The 18,894-nt window shown below is 59.5% G+C and carries 13 protein-coding genes; 5 read left to right on the top strand and 8 right to left on the bottom strand.

Annotated features, from left to right (window positions below; genetic code table 11):
- Positions 1-281: 281 nt before the first annotated feature.
- Positions 282-6,341, bottom strand: coding sequence for an autotransporter outer membrane beta-barrel domain-containing protein (locus AC6I79_RS18170; RefSeq protein ID WP_159377377.1), 6,060 nt, complete (start codon positions 6,339-6,341; stop codon positions 282-284).
- Between the two features lie 131 nt (positions 6,342-6,472).
- Between AC6I79_RS18170 and AC6I79_RS18175 the strand changes: the two genes are divergently transcribed.
- The gene (locus tag AC6I79_RS18175) at positions 6,473-6,712 is read left to right on the top strand and encodes a hypothetical protein (RefSeq protein ID WP_159377378.1); all 240 of its coding nucleotides are present in this window, start codon (positions 6,473-6,475) and stop codon (positions 6,710-6,712) included.
- A gap of 94 nt (positions 6,713-6,806) precedes the next feature.
- Here AC6I79_RS18175 and murP read toward each other — a convergent pair whose 3' ends face one another.
- The 3 genes from murP to gltP form a co-directional block, all read right to left on the bottom strand.
- The gene (gene murP / locus AC6I79_RS18180) at positions 6,807-8,246 is read right to left on the bottom strand and encodes a PTS N-acetylmuramic acid transporter subunit IIBC (protein ID WP_141496280.1); all 1,440 of its coding nucleotides are present in this window, start codon (positions 8,244-8,246) and stop codon (positions 6,807-6,809) included.
- Positions 8,246-9,157, bottom strand: a complete 912-nt coding sequence (gene murQ, locus AC6I79_RS18185) for an N-acetylmuramic acid 6-phosphate etherase (RefSeq protein ID WP_159377379.1) — start codon at positions 9,155-9,157, stop codon at positions 8,246-8,248. Before murQ ends, murP begins: the two co-directional genes overlap by 1 nt.
- Before the next feature lie 149 nt (positions 9,158-9,306).
- A complete protein-coding gene (gene gltP / locus AC6I79_RS18190) occupies positions 9,307-10,608 on the bottom strand; it encodes a glutamate/aspartate:proton symporter GltP (RefSeq protein WP_021507820.1) in 1,302 nt (433 codons plus the stop codon).
- 580 nt (positions 10,609-11,188) lie between these two features.
- Between gltP and acs the strand changes: the two genes are divergently transcribed.
- The 3 genes from acs to AC6I79_RS18205 all read left to right on the top strand — a co-directional run bounded on the left by acs (position 11,189) and on the right by AC6I79_RS18205 (position 15,296).
- Positions 11,189-13,144, top strand: a complete 1,956-nt coding sequence (gene acs, locus AC6I79_RS18195) for an acetate--CoA ligase (protein ID WP_058774926.1) — start codon at positions 11,189-11,191, stop codon at positions 13,142-13,144.
- Between the two features lie 173 nt (positions 13,145-13,317).
- Entirely contained in the window at positions 13,318-13,647 is a 330-nt protein-coding gene (locus AC6I79_RS18200) for a DUF485 domain-containing protein (protein WP_021313201.1), read from the top strand.
- Positions 13,644-15,296, top strand: coding sequence for a cation acetate symporter (locus AC6I79_RS18205; protein ID WP_021507822.1), 1,653 nt, complete (start codon positions 13,644-13,646; stop codon positions 15,294-15,296). The genes AC6I79_RS18200 and AC6I79_RS18205 overlap by 4 nt, the downstream gene beginning before the upstream one ends.
- Positions 15,297-15,453: 157 nt before the next feature.
- Here AC6I79_RS18205 and AC6I79_RS18210 read toward each other — a convergent pair whose 3' ends face one another.
- The 4 genes from AC6I79_RS18210 to AC6I79_RS18225 all read right to left on the bottom strand — a co-directional run bounded on the left by AC6I79_RS18210 (position 15,454) and on the right by AC6I79_RS18225 (position 17,881).
- Positions 15,454-15,999, bottom strand: a complete 546-nt coding sequence (locus AC6I79_RS18210; protein ID WP_031279754.1) for a YfaZ family outer membrane protein — start codon at positions 15,997-15,999, stop codon at positions 15,454-15,456.
- A gap of 139 nt (positions 16,000-16,138) precedes the next feature.
- A complete protein-coding gene (locus AC6I79_RS18215) occupies positions 16,139-16,684 on the bottom strand; it encodes a YfaZ family outer membrane protein (RefSeq protein WP_166712224.1) in 546 nt (181 codons plus the stop codon).
- Positions 16,685-16,767: 83 nt separating this feature from the next.
- Complete coding sequence (locus AC6I79_RS18220) at positions 16,768-17,463, bottom strand: LrgB family protein (protein WP_021507825.1); 696 nt, start codon at positions 17,461-17,463, stop codon at positions 16,768-16,770.
- Positions 17,456-17,881 carry a CidA/LrgA family protein gene (locus AC6I79_RS18225; RefSeq protein WP_021507826.1) on the bottom strand — a complete coding sequence of 142 codons (426 nt, stop codon included), beginning with the start codon at positions 17,879-17,881 and terminating at the stop codon, positions 17,456-17,458. The genes AC6I79_RS18220 and AC6I79_RS18225 overlap by 8 nt, the downstream gene beginning before the upstream one ends.
- 102 nt (positions 17,882-17,983) lie before the next feature.
- Between AC6I79_RS18225 and AC6I79_RS18230 the strand changes: the two genes are divergently transcribed.
- Complete coding sequence (locus tag AC6I79_RS18230) at positions 17,984-18,886, top strand: LysR family transcriptional regulator (RefSeq protein ID WP_159377380.1); 903 nt, start codon at positions 17,984-17,986, stop codon at positions 18,884-18,886.
- Positions 18,887-18,894: the final 8 nt, after the last annotated feature.

An 18,894-nucleotide genomic window follows, 5' to 3' on the forward strand; every position in this document is an offset into this window, starting at 1 on the left:
TTAATTTTTGTTCTTAATAAAGCCGGAGTGCGCGGCGCTTCACAGTTCTGGCCGCGGGCGGGATCGATAAAAAATCATTTAGGGTAAATGAGATCGAGCTTTGGCTGAGTACGATAAGTTTGTCAGTTGAACCTCAAACTGTTCGACAATCGTTGCACATTTGGTAGCGGCGCAATTTATTGCGCGACAAATCGCGCCGCTACAAATTTTGTGCGATTTGCGGCTGCCCTGACCGGTCGGCATTACACCGTTCACGGCGACCGCGTCATGCGCACATACTGTCAGAACTGCCAGCGCACGCCGAGGTTGTAACGCCAGCCTCTGGCGCCGTTGCCGTCGATCTCCTTGCGGTAATCCGCTTCGGCGTACAGCGACACATCCTGCTGCAGCGTCACCGTGCCGCCAGCCCCCACTTCCCACATCTGGCCAAAATTACCGCTGCTGAAGCTGGCCCCGAGCGCCGGGTTATCGGCTGCCGACACCGATGTCTGCGCCGTGCCGCCCCAGCCTTTGTAATAATTCGCGCGCAGATAAGGCGTGTACTGGCGGTTGCTGTCATCGGTCCAGCTGCGGTCGAGACGCGCGCCGAGACGGCCAATCGTCTGGTGATAATCGCCATAGCGCACCTGGTTATTGTCCTCATCCGTGAAATCGTTCATGTTCAGTTTCAGGTACATCAGCTGCGCCTGCGGCTCCAGCTTGTAGCCCTCGCCGAGTTCAAACGGATAACCGCTCTCCAGCGAGGCGGTCCAGCCGTGGCCCTTCAGCTTTGCCTCGCGCTGCTGGCGCGCAATGTCGGTTTCACCACGATGCCAGTCAAACGACAGCACGCCGTCAAGGTAAAAGCCGCTCTGGCGCTGCCAGGTGCCGTACAGCGCCAGGCTGTCGCTGTCAAAACTGGTGCTGCTGTAACCGTCTGCCGCCTGCGGACGGATGCGCGTATTGCCGCGCGTGTAGGCCACGCCGCCGCGCAGGCTGTCCTGCTCACCGTCGAGACGCAGCAGGTTGCCGCCAAGCTGCACCGCGCTGTAGTCGAGGTCAAACCCGTAGCCGTAATCGCTAAAGCTGCGGTCGCTTTTGTATTTCAGATTCGAGCCGATGTAGCGCAGGAACATCTCACCGCCGTTACCCGCCGGGCGCGTCTGCTCGTGACGCAGTTCGCCGAGACGCTTGTGCAGGTCATCAATAATCGCGGCGGTGTAATAGGCGAGGCCAACCGGTGCCGAAATGTACGAAGGCACCTGCGGCACCACCGCCGGACGCGCATTGTAGCGCTGTGGCGTGCCAAATCCGCTGGTCACCAGCGCCGGCTGGCAGCTGTCGCTGTCCTCGCACACGTAGTAGTTTGCCAGCCGGTAATCCCAGTAATTGTTGCCGCTGCCGCTCAGCAGGCGCTGGGCCGGATCGCTGCTGCCCGGCGCGAAGCTATACAGCCGGTACTGCCACGGTCCGGCGCCGAGATAGCCATCCCTGAGCGCAAAGCTGTTCTGGCCGGCGTTGCCGCCCACCTGCGCCAGCGAAATGCCTTCATTGCCCTCAATGCCGCCGTTGCGGTTGCGATCGGTGAGCGCCGCACTGCTTGCCGCATCGAGCCTGACGTTGAGCAGCGTGGTGCCGCTGGCGTTACCGCTGACGTTGATGTGGTCGGTAAACTGGTTGCTCAGCGCGCCGCCGTCATTGAGGCGCGTCACCAGATTCGCCTGACCGCCCATCGACGCCAGCGAGCCGTTGATGTCCAGCGTATTACCCGGCGAACCGCCGCCATTGGTGAGGTCCAGCGTACCGCTGTTATTCACCTGCAGCGAATCCGCTGTGCCGCCCGCCAGTGTGGGATGCACGTTGTCACCGGCGTACAGCGTTGAGCGCCCATCAATGTTGATGGTGCTGTGCGCCAGCTGCAGGTTGTCGGTCAGCGTCCAGCGGCTATCCGCGAAGTTAATGATGCTCCAGCCGCTGCCGAGGTTAACGCCTTTACTCAGGTCATCCGCGCTGAAGCTGCCGCCGCGCGCCGTAATCTGGTCAAAGGTCAGGCTGTTACCGGTGCCGTTGCCGCTGGTGAGATGGTAAGTAGTGCTGAGATCGACGCCGCTGACCTCGGCGATATTGTTGTTGTCTGCGCCCATGGTCAGGCTGCCGTTGAGCGTGCCGCCGGTCCAGCGGAACGTATCGCTGCCGCCGCCAGGATTGATGTCGCCCAGCACGTCACCCTGGGTCAGCAAAATCACATCGTCGGCGTTACTGCCCGCCACCGCCACGCTTTGCGCCGTGGCCGTCACGATAGTACCGAGGTTCTCGAATACCGTTTTGCCGCCGCGCAGATCGACCACCGGTGCCGTCAGGCTGCTGGAGCGCAGCGTGCCGCGGTTGACGATGGTGCCGGCAGTGCTGGAGACCAGTGCCGAACCGCCTGCCGCATTAGTGATATTGACGCTGGCGGCGGTGACGATATTTCCCGTGGTGTTGGCGCGAATCCCGGAGCCGCCGGCGCCGGTGACATTGAAAACGTAACCCGAACCCAGCGTCAGATCGCCGCCGGTGGTCGATCCATCGGCGTTGGCGATAGTCAGGCCGTTACCGCTGCCGGATACATTGGTGGTCACGGTGGAGGCGGGATCGAACGCGACGGCAGTGCGGATGCCGTTGCCATCGCCAACGTTGAGTGTCAGGTTGCTCAGGCTAACGTTGCCCAGCTCCGCGCGGTTTTCGATGCCGTTGCCGCTGCCCAGTACGTTGATGGTGGCGTCGCGCGCGCTGAGCGCCGCCGCGCCGCTGTCGAGCAAAATGCCATGCGCCGTGCCGCGCGTGGTGATCAGCGTATCGCTGCCGGTCAATGCCAGCTGCGCGCCGTCGCTGATGCGCACGCCGGCCACGCCGTTATCGACATTGATGCTGCCGCCCTGCGCCAGCGTGGTGCCGCTGCCGCCGACATCTAACCCGGTGCCGTTGCTGACGTTAACCACGCCATTGTTGGTCAGCGTGCTGCCGGCGCGCGAGCGCATGCCGATGCTGTTGCTGCCGGTCAGCGTCAGTGCGCCATTGTTCTCCAGCGCCGCGCCGTTGGTCAGGTCAAAGCCAACGGCACCGTTGCCAGCGCCGCTGATGCGGGCGTTGCTGGTGACGCGGGTGGCGGCAGCGCTGCCGTCCAGCGCATTACTGAGATCGCTGCGCAGCGTATTCACCAGCACGCCCACCGCGTTGTTGCCGCTGAGCGTGATGGTGCTGCTGCCGTCGAGCGTTGCCGCTGCGCCGCCCTCGACGCGCACGGCGGTGCTCTCCTCGCCGCTGGCGGTCAGATTGAGGTTGGCGCTGTTGAGGCTGCTGCCGCTGCCGGAAACAATCACGCCGGTGCTGCTGGCGGCGCTGGCGCTCAGACTGTTCGGCGTGCTGAAGCTCAGCGCCGCGCCGTCGTCAAGGCGGTAGCCGGTCGAGCCACGTGTGCTGACATCCAGCGCGCTGGTGGCGGCGCGAATGCGCGAACCGTTACCCGCAGCGTGATAGGCGATCTGGTCGCTATTGTTAAAGATCGGCGTCGATCCGGCGGCGATATTCACCAGCGCACCGTCCAGCGCTTCGGCGCCGATGGCACCACTGCCGTTGAGCGTGAGCGTGCCGCCGTTGAGGTTCGCCACCGCCTGGCTACCGCTGGCGCTGACGCCGCGCGTACGGCGGGAGCTGCTGCCGCCATTGACGTCGATGTTGCCGCTGTTGCTGGCGGTGGTAGCGAAGGTGCTGCCCGCGCTGTTCACCGCGATACCGGTGCCGCCGTCGCTGATGCTGATGTTGCCGCTGTTGCTGCCGGTCGCCCCGCTCTCCACGCGCAGGCCGGTGGTATTGGCCCCGCTGAAGTTAATGTTGCCGCTGTTGCTGAGCTGCGCGCGGTTGCGCGCCAGATAGCCGGTGATGCCGTTCTGCGCCGAATTGAGTTCTGCGGCGGAGGTCAGCCGCGTGCTGGCGACCGGCGCACGGCTGTTGGCACCGGTCAGCGTATGTTTCTGCCCGTCGGCAATCGCGCCCGTGGCGTTGCTGCCACTGAGGGTAATGGTGGTCGCCGCGTCAATGTTGCCCTGCGCACCGCCCTCGATATTGACGCCGGTGGCGCCGGTGCCGCTGACGTTAATCGTGGCGTTGTTGGTCTTCACCAATGTTCCGCCACCGCCGGTGCCGTTCACCGCCACCGCACCCGTGCCGGAAGCGGTCAGCGTGGTATTCGTACCGTCAAACGTCGCGCCCTGTTCGATGCGGAAGAGCGTCGAGTTAGTGGTGGTGACGTCAAACGCGTTGTTATCGTCTACGTTGATCAGCGCATTCGGGCCATAGGCAAAAAAACCAATTTGATTGCTGCCGGTGCTGAAGCGGGGAATGGCATTCTGCGTGACGTTAACCGTGGCGTTGCCGCGCGCGTGCACGCCAATCGCGCCGTTGCCGGTGAGGTTAATCGGCCCGTCCACGTTCGCTGCGGCAGTGCCGCTGCCCTGGCCTTCCACCCACACGCCAAAGTTGCGCGTGCCGCTGGCCGGATCGGCTCCGCCTGCCACGTTGATGGTCCCGGTGGAGCTGGCGGCGGCGCTGTTACCACTGGTGGCCAGCACTTTCAAGCCGGTGCCGTTAACGCCGTTGAGGTTGATGGTGCCGCGATTCTCCAGCGTACCGTTGCTGTTAGTGACCAGCATGCCGGCGTTCTCGCGCGGCACGCGCGCAGCGCTGCCGTTGACGTCGATGGTGCCGCTGTTGATCAGCGTGGCATTGCTGGCACCGCTGACCGACATCCCGGCGGCGTTCTGTACGCGCGAGCCAATCACAATCGCCCCGTCGTTGGTGGCGCTACCGTTGGCCAGCAGCGCAATGCCGCTGGTCAGCCCGCTCTGGTTCAGGGCGGTCTCCGCCACGTTGTCGCTCAGGCTGTTCTGCGCGCCTCGCCCGAGATAAATCGTGCCGCCGCTGTTGTTGGTAAATCGGCTGCTGTCGGTGGTGAGCAGCACGCCGGAGGTGGTGCCGCGCGCGCTGGAACCGTTGACGCCCACGTTGATATTGCCGCTGTTGCTGGCCTGCGCATTGGCATCAAGGCGGATGCCCGCCACGCCGTTGGTCAGATTGCTGCCGGTGGTACCGAGGTTAAGCACGCCATTGTTAGTGAAATCGCCGCCGTTTTGCACCGTTACCGCCGTGGCGTTGTTGCTGGCCGCGCCGACGCCGGTGCCATCAATACGGTTGAGGAAGCCACCGTTGATGACGCCACTGCTGCTATTGGTAGCCGTCGCGCCATCCAGCGCCAGCGCGGTGCCGCGGCTCGCCAGTTTCCCGTCGATGGTGGCATTGGCCCCGCTGGCCACGCGTACCGCGCCATCGCTGGCCCCTACCACTTCCAGCGTTTTACCGGTGGCGATAGTAACCTGCGAACCGGCGCCTTCGGCATTGATCACCACGCGGCTACCTATCGGCTGCGTCACTTCATCCGGCGCAGTGGCGCTGACGTTATAGACAATATCGCCGTTGGTGATAGTGACCGCCTGATTGAACGCGCTGAGGTAGCTGGCCGGCGCGAGATTGCCGGCCTGCAGCTGGCTCACCAGCCAGTTATTGTAGCTTTGCAGCTGGCTGGCATTGGTGACGTTGAAGGCGGTGGTTTTGCCGTCCAGCGTCTGCACGCTAAAGCTGCCGTTATAGGTCGCGAGATTTTGTACCGCCAGGCTATCGGTCACCTGGCCGCCGGAGATGTTGGCTGCAGAACCGTTAAAGGTGATGCGGTTGTTGTTGTTCCAGTTGAGGGTGCCGCCGTTACTGACCTGAAACAGCGTGGTGTTTTTGGCCGCCATGGTCCAGGCGTTGGTGCTGGCGCTGCTGTTGGCGTTAGCCTGACCAATGCTGACATCCAGCGAACTGCCGCTGCCGCTGACGTCGGCGATGCGCGCGTCGATATACTGATTGTCATTCACATTTTGCAGATCCGGCACCACCGTGCTGGCGGTAACCGGTGCCTGCGCCACCAGGCTGGCGGAATCAAAAACCTGAAAGGTGGTATTGCCGCCGGTAGTGGGATCCGGCACGGTGATGGCGAGGTTTTGCGGACCGGGATCGAGCCGTGCCTGATTAAGGTATTGTGCGCCCGCCGCGATGGTCACCTGGCCGAGCGTGGTGTTGACCGCCCCGTCAATGCCCGGCTCAAACGCCTGATTACCGGTTAAGGTTGCGCTACCGCCGTTAACGATCAGCGCGCCGCTCTGCTGGTCGTTATCGCGCGGATTATACGCGCCCAGCGTTGCCGCTTCCCCTAAGCCGGGGAAATAAAACACCGCCTGCGCAGCGACGATCCCTAACGCAATGGGATTCAGGGTGAATCTCATACAACCTCCAGTAACAAGCAATCAGCGACGCTGTGAAAGCACAGCGAAAAAAGAACAAAGGGGCAGATGGGCGAACTCTATTTTCACAAAACGAATCAAGTGGTTAATTATGGGCACAGAGGGTGCCGCTGATGCGTGAAAATCAGGAGAAAGCTGTTGCTTATATAGACTTTATGGCTGCACAGATCAAAAGCGAGCCCGGAGATATTTATCGGAATGAAATAAGAATTTCGCAGGAAATGAAAGGATTTAACCCTGGTTTAAATAAGGCTTATAGTGATAACGCATTAATATCACGTCATTTATTTTCAGCCACTCCAGTTAAGTCTGGACGAGTGATAATTCTCACGCTCAATAATAAGCAGCGCTAACGAAATGCTGCAATTGTGAGCCAGCCCACAATTGCAGCAAAATCATCCATTTAATGACATCAGACCTCTTGACGGTCTGCTGACGCAGGCTTTTTTAACTTAAATCGACGTTTTTGGTGCCGCCCCACCAGGTAAAGACAAAGCCGCCGATCCACGCCACGATCAGCCCCACCAGATAGACCGCCATACCGGCAAAGATGCCCTGCGATGAGGTCATCAGCGGCAGCGTCACCAGTCCTGACGGGCCAAACACCGTGTTCATGCCCACCGGCAGACCGAGCCACGCCACCAGCCCGATAAAGAAGCCGCCCAGCGCACCGCCGAAGCAGGCGGTGATAAACGGTTTAAGACGCGGCAGCGTCACACCATAGATAAGCGGCTCACCGACGCCCAGCAGACCTGGCACGATGGCGCCTTTAATCTGGCTGCGCAGCAGCGAGTGCTTGTCGGCTTTGCACCACAGCGCCAGCGAAGCGCCGACCTGACCGGCACCGGCCATGGCGAGTATCGGGAACAGCGAATTGAAACCCTGGGTTTCCATCAGCGCAAAATAGACCGGAATAAAGCCCTGATGAATGCCGAACATCACCGCGATCAGGAATAAGCCGGCCAGAATGGCACAGCCGAACGGGTTATTGTTCAGGTGGATAAACAGCCACGACATGCCTTTAAACAGCTCGCCGCCAATCGGCATGATCACCAGGAACGTCACCGCGCCGGTAATTAACAGCGTCAGCAGCGAGGTGAGGATCATATCAAGATTATCCGGGATAATTTTGCGCAGCTGTTTCTCCAGCCAGGCACCAAATATCGCCGCCAGCAGCACGCCAATAATATTGCCGCGCGGATCGATGGTCAGGCCAAAGAAATCCTGCATGCCGCTGTAATAGCCAACGGTCGCGTTCGGGACATAACCCAGCACAAACAGCGAGGCGATGATCGCACCGTTCACGCCGGTGCCGCCAAACGCTTTCTGCGCGTTATAGCCGATTAAGATGCTGAGGAAGGTGAACAACCCTTTGCCGAACACCTTCATATAAGCCACGGTATCCAGCAGCCAGCGGGCGTGTTCCCCGGGCTGATTAAGATGGCACACCTGCTCAATCAGCGTGGCAAACCCCAGCAGTAATCCGGCACCGATAAAGCCCGGGATCAGCGGGGTAAAAATGGTGGCAAAGCAGGAGAGAAAACGGTGCAGCGCGCTGGTTTGCTTCGCTTTCATCTGCTGCTTCTGCGCGCTGGCGATGCTGTGCAGATCGCCCGGCACCTCTGGCGTGGCGCTGTTCAGCATCGCCTGCATTTTTTCCGCTGCGGTTTGCGCTTTGCCAGGACCGAGCACAATCTGCAACTGGGCATCGCTGTCAATCACGCCCAACACGCCGGGCAGCGTTTTCAGCCGGGCGCTGTCGACCCGCGCGGCATCGGCCAGCGTCAGACGCAGACGCGTCATGCAGTTACCGCAGTGCACGACGTTGCCTGCGCCGCCCACCGCCTGCAGGATATCGCGTAATAAGCTTTCAGTGATCGCCGCCATCATTGCGCTCCTGCGTGGTGTAATGCCTGGCGGATAAAGCCGTGGTTCTGCGCCAGCAGCGCCTGCGCGTCATCGGCGTTCAGGTCCGCCAGTATCATCACAATGGCGGTTTTACAGTGGCCGCCGCACGCTGCCAGCGCCTGCTGTGCGCGGGCATCGTCACATTCGGTGGCCTGCTTAACGATGTTGATTTGCCGCTGCACCAGTTTCTGATTGGTGGCTTCTACATCGACCATCAGGTTGCCGTACACTTTGCCGCTGCGGATCATGGCACCGGTGGTCAGCATATTGAGCACCAGCTTCTGCGCGGTGCCGGCTTTCATGCGTGACGAGCCGGTGACCACTTCCGGGCCTACCACCGGCGTCAGGGCGACGTCCGCCGCCTTCGACATGGCGCTGTTGGGATTACAGGTCAGCGCGGCGGTGAAGGCGCCCTGCTGCTTCGCCCAGGCCAGCGCACCGAGCACATAAGGTGTGCGGCCGCTGGCAGCAATGCCGACCAGCACATCGCGCGCCGAAAAGTCGATATCTTTTAAATCCTGCGCTCCCTGCTCGCGATTGTCCTCGGCGTTTTCCACCGCCTGTAAAATGGCGGTGTGGCCGCCGGCGATCAGCCCGACCACCTGACTGCGCGGCGTGCCGAACGTGGGCGGGCATTCGCTGGCATCGAGAATACCGAGACGGCCGGAGGTCCCGGCACCGCAGTAAATCAGACGTCCGCCCTGGCTGAATGCCGCCGTGATGGCATCCACCACCTCAGCAATCTGCGGCACGATAGCTTCCACCGCCAGCGCCACTTTTTTGTCTTCATCGTTAATGACGCGCAGCATCGCTTCCGTGTTCAGCTCGTCAATGTTCTGGCTCGCCGGGTTGCGGCCCTCGGTGATCATCTGGCTCAGATCAATGTTCATGTTCGCTCCCTTCAGGAATAATTTATTCTTGAAACTATATATCATATAGAATTGTTAATTCCTCCTGCTCAGGTCAATTTTTTTGCCTTTTGCGGCAGCGGACATAAAAAAACCCGCCAGAAGGCGGGTTCAGTCAGAGAGCGTGTCGCTTAGCTGGCATTTTGCGTGCGCAGCTGCAGCTCGTAGGCGGCGGCCTGTTTGGTATCAAACTGGTTTTCCCAGCGGGCAATAACCAGCACCGCCAGCGCGTTACCGATGACGTTGAGCGCGGTGCGCGCCATGTCCATGATACGGTCGACGCCGGCGATAAACGCCAGACCTTCCAGCGGAATACCAACGCTGCCCAGCGTGGCCAGCAGCACCACAAACGAGACGCCCGGCACACCTGCGATGCCTTTCGACGTCACCATCAGGGTCAGCACCAGAATGATTTCATCGGTCAGCGACAGGTCAATGCCGTACAGCTGGGCGATAAAGATCGCCGCAATGCTCTGATACAGCGTTGAACCATCCAGATTGAACGAATAGCCGGTTGGCACCACGAAACTGGTGATCGCCTTCGGCGCGCCGTAGGCTTCCATCTTCTGCATGATGCGCGGCAGCACGGTCTCTGAGCTGGAGGTGGAATACGCCAGAATCAGCTCATCTTTCAGAATGCGCATCAGGGTCGTAATACGCAACTTGCAGAAGCGCGCCACCGCACCCAGCACCACGAACGCAAAGAACAGAATCGCCACGTACACCAGCAGCACCAGCTTGGCCAGCGGATAGAGCGAGGCAAAACCGAAGTTAGCAATGGTGACGGCAATCAGCGCAAACACCCCGACCGGCGCATAGCGCATGATCATGTGCGTCACTTTAAACATGGTTTCGGAAATGGAACGGAATACGGTCACCAGCGGATCGCGATGCTCCGACGGCAGCGCCGACAGCCCCATGCCAAACAGCACCGAGAAGAAGATGATCGGCAGCATGTCGCCTTTGACCAGCGAGGCAAAAATATTCTGCGGGATCAGCGACAGAATGGTGGTCACCAGGCCATGTGGCGCACCCTGCACCGCTTCCGTTGTGGCTTCGTATTTAGAGATGTCCACCGTTGCCAGCGTTGACATATCAATGCCGCTGCCGGGTTGGAATACGTTGGCCAGCGTGATGCCGACCACAATGGCAATGGTGGTAATCACTTCAAAATAGATGATGGTTTTCACACCAATCCGCCCGAGCTTTTTCGCATCACCCACGCCGGCGATGCCGACAATCAGTGAGGAAATAACAATCGGCACCACAATCATCTTGATCAGATGAATAAAGATGTCGCCGGCAGGAGTAAGAATGTTAGTGATTAACCATTCACGATCGTCTGGCTGATTATGCAGCACGGTTCCGACGATAACGCCGAGAATCAGGGCAATCAGAATCTGCCACGCGAGGGTGAGTTTAAAACCTTTCATAACGCGTTATTTCCTCAGTTAAAACCCCTTTGCTCTGCTGCGAAGGTGCAGAAGACATTACACACAGGGAAGTGAGCAAAAGCCCGATAAAATAGAGGGTTATAATGGACTGCATCAATTACCGCTGCGCCGGCATTATGCGCCCGCGCGATGATGCAGCCTGAGTTGATACCTGCTGAACAGGGCCGAGATAAGTACCATTTTCACTACGGTAAATGCAACCCCTGGGGCGATAGCTTAAATCCTGCACAGCCAGGCAGCATAAAATGCTGCTGACATGCGCCTGTCATAACTCGCTGTTATGAAAAGTGTTAATTCGATAATTTTCCGCATAGCTATTCAGGATTGCTGAAAAAACGTGCCGGTCTGTTTGCTGCTTATTTAACCGACTGGTTCATAATTTTATTGATCCAGCCAGTGGTTTTGCCTCATTTCCTGCGCCGGTAAACAGATTGAATTGGGTGACTTTTCAGCCTTACACAAGGTCGTGATCCAGACTGCAAAACAGAAACAAAGCCCGGCCTCACTCTTCAATTAACCTTTGATTGACATATGATTAACATCTTCAAGGAGGTCAGCCATGAGCCAAATACACAAGCATCCCGTACCCGCTGCCATTGCAGCGAATGCCCTGATAAATGCCGATCAGTACGCGGCGCTGTATCAACAGTCGGTTGACGATCCTGAGGCCTTTTGGGGCGAACAGGGCAAAATCCTCGACTGGATGACGCCCTACAGCAAAGTGAAAAATACCTCGTTTGCCCCCGGCAATATTTCGATTCGCTGGTATGAAGATGGCGCGCTGAACCTTGCCGCCAACTGTCTCGATCGCCACCTGGCTACGCGCGGCGATCACCCGGCGATTATCTGGGAAGGCGATGACGCCAGCGAAAGCAAAACCCTGACCTTCCGTGAACTGCACGCCGACGTCTGCCGCTTTGCCAACGTGCTGACCGGCCTTGGTGTGAAGAAAGGCGATGTGGTGGCGATCTACATGCCGATGGTGCCGGAAGCCGCGGTCGCCATGCTGGCCTGCGCGCGCATCGGCGCCGTGCACTCGGTCATTTTTGGCGGCTTCTCACCTGAAGCGGTGGCCGGACGCGTAGTGGATTCCAGTGCAAAACTGGTGATTACCGCTGACGAAGGCGTGCGTGCCGGACGCAGCATTCCGCTGAAGAAAAACGTGGATGATGCGCTGAACAATCCAAACGTCACCAGCGTGAAAAACGTGGTGGTGTTCCAGCGCACCGGCAAAGAGACCGGCTGGCGCGAAGGCCGCGATCTGTGGTGGCATGAACTGATGGCGAAAGCCAGCGATCAGCATCAGCCGGTAGCGGTCGAGGCCGAACATCCGCTGTTTATCCTTTATACCTCCGGCTCCACCGGCAAGCCGAAAGGCGTGCTGCACACCACCGGTGGTTACCTGGTGTATGCTGCCACCACCTTCAAATATGTTTTTGATTATCATGACGATGATGTGTACTGGTGCACCGCCGACGTGGGCTGGATTACCGGGCACAGCTATCTGATCTACGGTCCGCTGGCCTGCGGGGCCACCACGCTGATGTTCGAAGGCGTACCCAACTGGCCCCAGCCCAGCCGCATGGCGGAAGTGGTGGATAAACATAAGGTCACGCTGCTGTACACCGCACCAACCGCTATCCGCGCGCTGATGGCCGAGGGTGATAAAGCGATTGCCGGCACCCAGCGCAGCAGCCTGCGCATCATGGGATCGGTCGGCGAGCCCATCAACCCGGAAGCCTGGGAGTGGTATTACAAAAAGATTGGCGACAGCCGTTGCCCGATCGTCGATACCTGGTGGCAGACCGAAACCGGCGGCTTCATGATTACGCCGCTGCCCGGTGCCACCGAGCTGAAGGCCGGTTCGGCCACCAAACCCTTCTTTGGCGTCCAGCCGGCGCTGGTGGATAACGAAGGTAATACGCTGGACGGTGCCACCGAGGGTAACCTGGTGATCGTCGACTCATGGCCCGGCCAGGCACGCACGCTGTTTGGCGATCACGATCGCTTTGAGCAAACCTACTTCTCGACGTTTAAAAATCGCTACTTCAGCGGCGACGGCGCGCGCCGTGACGACGATGGCTATTACTGGATCACCGGCCGCGTCGATGACGTGCTGAACGTCTCCGGCCACCGGCTTGGCACGGCGGAGATCGAGTCCGCGCTGGTCTCGCATCCGAAAATTGCCGAAGCCGCGGTGGTGGGGATTCCGCACAGCATTAAAGGCCAGGCGATCTATGCTTATATCACGCTGAATCACGGCGAAGAGCCGTCGCCAGAGCTGTACAGTGAGGTGCGCAACTGGGTGCGTAAAGAGATCGGCCCGATTGCCACGCCAGACGTGTTGCACTGGACCGATTCGCTGCCAAAAACCCGCTCCGGCAAAATCATGCGCCGCATTCTGCGCAAGATCGCCGCCGGCGATACCAGCAACTTTGGCGATACTTCAACGCTGGCCGATCCGGGCGTGGTGGAGAAATTGCTCGAGGAGAAACAGTCGATCACCATGCCATAACCGGCATTGACCCGGCGGAGAGTATCAGCCTGTCCCCGGCAGGCAGCTCTCCGCTCTTCCATCCTTACGCCGTATGCTTTTCACCATCGCACAACCTTTATAACTAGAATATTCAGCCAGTTAAATCACGTTGCCGTGAGTTTTCTGTCTGCCTTGCCTCTGGAGAAAATGTGATGAACGAAGCCCTGAACCAACAGGAAGCCGTCTGGCAACAAATCGAAAGCAATCCGCGTTTTCAGGAGCTGGTGCACAAACGTCAGTCGTTTGCGCTGCTGCTCAGCCTTATCATGCTGGTACTGTATGTCGGCTTTATTCTGCTGATTGCCTTCGCGCCCGGCTGGCTCGGCACGCCCTTGCACGCCGGCACTAATGTGACGCGCGGCATCCCCATCGGCGTCGGCCTGATTGTGGTGTCGTTTCTGCTGACCGGCGTTTATGTCTGGCGCGCCAACGGCGAGTTTGATCGTCTGACCAAACAGATTGTCAGCGAGGTGAAATCATGAAGCGCCTGCTCTCCGCCTCGCTGGCTATCGTACCAGCCAGCGTATTTGCCGCCGATGCCATTACCGGCGCGGTGCAAAAACAGGCCACCAACTACGAAGCGATCATCATGTTCGTGGTCTTCGTGGCGGCCACGCTCGGCATTACTTACTGGGCGTCCAAACGCACCCGCTCGCGCAGCGATTACTACACCGCCGGCGGCAACATCACCGGTTTCCAGAATGGCCTGGCGATGGCCGGTGACTTTATGTCGGCCGCCTCGTTTCTCGGTATCTCCGCGCTGGTCTACACCTCCGGCTACGACGGGCTGATCTACTCGCTCGGCTTCCTCGTCGGCTGGCCCATGATTCTGTTCCTGATAGCCGAACGCCTGCGTAACCTGGGCCGCTATACCTTTGCCGATGTGGCGTCCTATCGCCTGCAGCAAAAGCCCATCCGCACCCTCTCCGCCTGCGGTTCGCTGGTGGTGGTGGCGCTGTATCTGATTGCGCAGATGGTGGGTGCCGGTAAGCTGATCCAGCTGCTGTTCGGTCTCGACTACCACATCGCGGTGGTGCTGGTCGGCATTCTGATGGTGCTGTACGTGCTGTTTGGCGGCATGCTCGCCACCACCTGGGTGCAGATTATCAAAGCGGTGCTGCTGCTATTTGGCGCCAGCTTTATGGCCATCATGGTGATGAAAGCCACCGGTTTCAGCTTTAATACGCTGTTTACCGAGGCGATGGCGGTGCATCCGAAAGGAAGCGCAATCATGCAGCCAGGCGGTCTGGTGAAAGACCCGATCTCCGCGCTGTCGCTCGGTCTGGGCCTGATGTTTGGCACCGCCGGCCTGCCGCATATTCTGATGCGTTTCTTCACCGTCGCCGATGCAAGAGAAGCACGCAAAAGCGTGTTCTGGGCCACCGGCTTTATGGGCTACTTCTACTTCCTGACCTTTATTATCGGCTTCGGCGCGATTCTGCTGGTCGGCGCTAATCCGGCCTTTAAAGACGCCAGCGGCGCGCTGATTGGCGGTACTAACATGGCGGCAGTGCATCTCTCCAATGCGGTCGGCGGCAGCCTGTTCCTCGGCTTTATCTCGGCGGTAGCCTTCGCCACCATTCTGGCGGTGGTGGCCGGCCTGACGCTGGCCGGTGCTTCGGCGGTGTCGCATGACCTGTATGCCAGCGTGATCCGCAAAGGCCAGGCCACCGAGCGTGAAGAGCTGCGGGTGTCGAAAATTACCGTGCTGGTGCTGGGCGTGGTGGCGATTGCGCTGGGCATTCTGTTTGAGAAACAGAACATTGCCTTCATGGTCGGCCTGGCGTTCTCAATTGCCGCCAGCTGTAACTTCCCGATTATTTTGCTGTCGATGTACTGGTCAAAGCTGACCACGCGCGGCGCCATGGTGGGAGGCTGGCTGGGCCTGCTGACGGCGGTGGTGCTGATGATTCTCGGCCCGACCATTTGGGTGCAGGTACTGGGACACGCGACGCCAGTCTATCCGTATGAGTATCCGGCGCTGTTCTCGATGCTGGTCGCGTTTGTCGGCACCTGGCTGTTTTCCATTACCGATCATTCCCAGCAGGGGGCGCTGGAGCGGGCGAAATTCCGCGGACAGTTTATCCGTTCACAAACGGGCGTCGGCATTTCGCAGGGGAAAGCGCATTAAGATTGAGAGGGTGCGGTGACTGACCAGGTCGCCATCAACACGGTGCGGTAATTGACCAGGTCGCCATGAACGTAGTGCGGTGATTGACCAGGTCGCCATAAATGGCGACCCTACGGAATTTCGTAGGGTGCGCATTCATGCGCACCTGGTACAGTCATCAGAAACGCAGCGACGCACCGACGTACGGGCCGTCGACCAGCACGTTATCTTTACGGTCGCCTTTGTTGTTCAGCTCAATGTACTGATAGCCAACGCGCAGGTTCAGCAGTGAAATCGGCGTAAAGCTCAGGCCGCCTGAGGCTTCTTTATAGCTGTCCAGACGATCGGAGAACGCTTCCGGCGCATAGTAATATTCGCCGTACAGGCCCCACATGCTGTTAAAGTTATACTGCGCACCGGCACCCAGCGCCACGGTGAAGCCATCACGGCCATCTTCCGGATGGGTGAACAGCGCTTTTGCCGTCGGTGCCACGCGGAAATCACCCACATCCAGGTTATAACCCATACCAAGGCCGTAAGTGCTGCCGTCGTGATCGCTGCGCAGCCAGTTGCCTTTCAGAAACAGACCCGGTGAAGCGGTGCCGAGGCCAAGGTTCAGGTTGGTGCTGTGCTCACCCACGTCAACACTGCCCTCAATCGCCTGCGCGCCGCCGCTCAGCAGTGCCAGACCTAAAACGCTTCCCGTAACAAGTTGCTTAAACATAACAATCCACTCCATGAAGGACACATAATTCGGCGCAAAGGGTAAACAGCGCGGCGACGTGACACAACTTTATTTGGAAAGCTTTACGTAAAAATGGGTTACAGCGGGCAGAAAACGGCCGCGAACGGCCGTGGAGGGATCAGAAACGCACGGCAGCGCCGATAAACAGGCCATCCATCAGGCTTTGATCGGCATGGCCATAATCACCGTTGACGGAGAGGTAGCGATAGCCGCTGCTGAGTGATAACCACTTCGCCGGCTGGTAATAGACGCCCGCTTCCAGCTGATGCAGCGCATGCAGATTGTGGTTGGCAAAATCAGGCGACAGGCTGTAATCCAGATAGAGCCAGGTGGCCCCTGCCCGCGGCAGAGGTGCCATCAGACGAATCCCGCCATTCATGCCACGACTTGATGTTGAGGTGGTTTTCACATCGGCCCAGAATGCACCGATACGCGGTGCTACCTGCAGCGCGCCGAGGGAAAAGCCGTAGCCGAGGCTGGCGTCGAGCAGATGGGTTTGCTGATGACCATGCACATACTCCAGTGCTGCCTGCACGCCTGGTGCGGTGCGGTCGCTGTTAATCCGGGCTGTCCAGAAATGGCTGCCGCCCTGCCCGCCGATCTCAGCGGCACTGCTCCCGGTGGCGGCCAGCAGCAGGCCTAATGCTAATGTGGTATTTTTCATTCTCGCTTCCTTGTTGTTTGCGCGCGCAAACGGTAAGCAAAGCGAGGAAACTCTTATATGAGCCCAGGCTCAAATTTGTCCACTTAAGCATGCCACAGCAGCTGACCCAGCAGCGGGGCCAGCAGCACCGTGAGCACGCCGGAGAGCATCATTACCAGGCTGGAGACCACGCCCTCCTGCTGGCCGAGCTGATAAGCGCGTGCCGTGCCGGCACCGTGCGAGGCCGCGCCAAAGCCGGCGCCTTTCGCCACGCCCTGCTTAATCGCGATGCGTAAAAACAGCACGTCGCCCACCGCCATGCCAAATACGCCGGTAATCACCACGAACAGCGCGACCAAATCGGGCTGGCCGCCAATCGGCTGGGCCGCTGCCAGCGCAAAAGGCGTGGTGATGGAGCGCACCGCCAGGCTGCGCTGGATGCTCTCCGGTAGCGTCAGCAGCCGCGCCAGCCATACCGAACTGCACACGGCCACCAGCGTGGCGGTGATCACGCCCACGCTCAGTGACAGCCAGTGGCGGCGGATAATGTGCAGGTTTTCGTAAACCGGCACCGCAAAGGCCAGCGTCGCCGGACCCAGCAGCCACAGCAGCCAGTGGCTTTCGGCGATGTAATCCTGCCAGCTGACGTGCGTCAGCAGCAACAGCGCCACCAGCACCAGCGGCGTTAACACCAACGGCATCAGCAGCAGTGTGGGTCTGCGCCGGTACAGGCGTTTATTGAGGTAGTAAACCAGCAGCGTCAGCGCCAGACATAACAGGCTAATGATAAAGTCAGTCACGATCGCCCTGCTTACGCGCGGCGCGCGCCAGTTCGAAACGGTATAAGCGATCGACCACCAGCGAGGTGGCCGCCAGCACCATCAGCGTACTGACGGCGATCACCACACAGATGCGCCAGCCTTCACTGCGCAGCAGGTCGCTGTAATTCACCACCGCCACCACCGCCGGAATAAAAAACAGCAGCATTTCGGCCAGCAGCCAGTTGGCCCCGGCTTTAACCCAGCGCAGCGGCACGATACCGCTAACGATCAACAGTAACAGCAACACCATACCCACGACGTTGGCCGGTAACGGCAGATGCAGCCAGCTCACCAGCTGACCGCTGGCAACGAACAGGGCGATATACAGCACCAGCTGCAGCGGCACCGTGACGCGTTGCAGGATATCCGTGGTGCGCGGACGAAGCGCGGACGCCATTTCTCTCTTCCCGTTAAAAATTCAGGGTTGCAGTATAAATCCTCGCCAGAGTGTGAAAGAAATGAATTAAAATTATTCAAACTATGCCAAAAAGGAATGCTTATGGACGTGCGTGCGCTGCGTTACTTTACCGAAGTGGTGCGTCAGCAGAGCTTTACCCGCGCGGCGGAGAAGCTGTTCGTGACGCAACCCACCATCAGCAAAATGCTGCGCCAGCTGGAAGAAGAGCTGGGCTGTACGCTGCTGCTGCGCGAGGGACGCAAGCTGCATCTCACCGACAGCGGCCAGGCGGTATATCAGCGCGGCCTGGCGATTTTGCAGGAGTTTCATCAGCTGGAGGCGCAAATCAGTGACATCAACCAGCTGAAAACCGGTGAGCTGCGGCTGGGCATTCCGCCGATGGTCGGCATGCAGATTGCCGGATCGATCTCCGAGTTCCGCCGCCGCTATCCCGGCGTACAGCTGAAAATCTCCGAATTTGGTGGCCTGACGGTGCAGCAGGCGGTGCTGAGCGGCGGGCTGGATATTGCGCTGACCGCCCTGCCGATTGATGCGGAGCTGCCGCTGAACACGCTGGAACTGATGCGCCATCCGCTGTGCGTGCTGCTGCCGCGCAGCGCGCGCTGGCTCAACCGCACCAGCCTGACGCTGGCCGAGCTGGCTCAGCATCCCCTGCTGATCCTCAACGAAGAGTTTTCGCTTAACCGCCAGCTGATGAAAGCGTTTCAGCGCCAGGGAGTGATGCCGGATATCGCGCTGCGCAGCGCGCAGTGGGATTTTCTTGCCGCGATGGTGCAGGCGGATATGGGGCTGGCGATCCTGCCGGAGCCGATCTGCCAGCGGCTGGATAAACAGGCCTTGCTGTGGCTGCCGCTGGAGTCGGAGCTGCAGTGGCGTCTGGGGCTAATCTGGCGCGAAGGCAGTTATCTGTCGCGCAGCGCGCAGGCGTGGATTGCCTGCTGCCGTGAACACTGGCCGGATAACGCGCCACGGCTATCGCTGTAACAAAGCGG

It is taken from the genome of gamma proteobacterium symbiont of Scutellera amethystina, assembly GCF_059730845.1.

Bases quoted from the DNA above. Each gene is read 5' to 3' on its own strand.
- AC6I79_RS18170 (WP_159377377.1), bottom strand. From the start codon at position 6,341: ATGAGATTCACCCTGAATCCCATTGCGTTAGGGATCGTCGCTGCGCAG.
- AC6I79_RS18175 (WP_159377378.1), top strand. From the start codon at position 6,473: ATGCGTGAAAATCAGGAGAAAGCTGTTGCTTATATAGACTTTATGGCT.
- murP (WP_141496280.1), bottom strand. From the start codon at position 8,246: ATGGCGGCGATCACTGAAAGCTTATTACGCGATATCCTGCAGGCGGTG.
- murQ (WP_159377379.1), bottom strand. From the start codon at position 9,157: ATGAACATTGATCTGAGCCAGATGATCACCGAGGGCCGCAACCCGGCG.
- gltP (WP_021507820.1), bottom strand. From the start codon at position 10,608: ATGAAAGGTTTTAAACTCACCCTCGCGTGGCAGATTCTGATTGCCCTG.
- acs (WP_058774926.1), top strand. From the start codon at position 11,189: ATGAGCCAAATACACAAGCATCCCGTACCCGCTGCCATTGCAGCGAAT.
- AC6I79_RS18200 (WP_021313201.1), top strand. From the start codon at position 13,318: ATGAACGAAGCCCTGAACCAACAGGAAGCCGTCTGGCAACAAATCGAA.
- AC6I79_RS18205 (WP_021507822.1), top strand. From the start codon at position 13,644: ATGAAGCGCCTGCTCTCCGCCTCGCTGGCTATCGTACCAGCCAGCGTA.
- AC6I79_RS18210 (WP_031279754.1), bottom strand. From the start codon at position 15,999: ATGTTTAAGCAACTTGTTACGGGAAGCGTTTTAGGTCTGGCACTGCTG.
- AC6I79_RS18215 (WP_166712224.1), bottom strand. From the start codon at position 16,684: ATGAAAAATACCACATTAGCATTAGGCCTGCTGCTGGCCGCCACCGGG.
- AC6I79_RS18225 (WP_021507826.1), bottom strand. From the start codon at position 17,881: ATGGCGTCCGCGCTTCGTCCGCGCACCACGGATATCCTGCAACGCGTC.
- AC6I79_RS18230 (WP_159377380.1), top strand. From the start codon at position 17,984: ATGGACGTGCGTGCGCTGCGTTACTTTACCGAAGTGGTGCGTCAGCAG.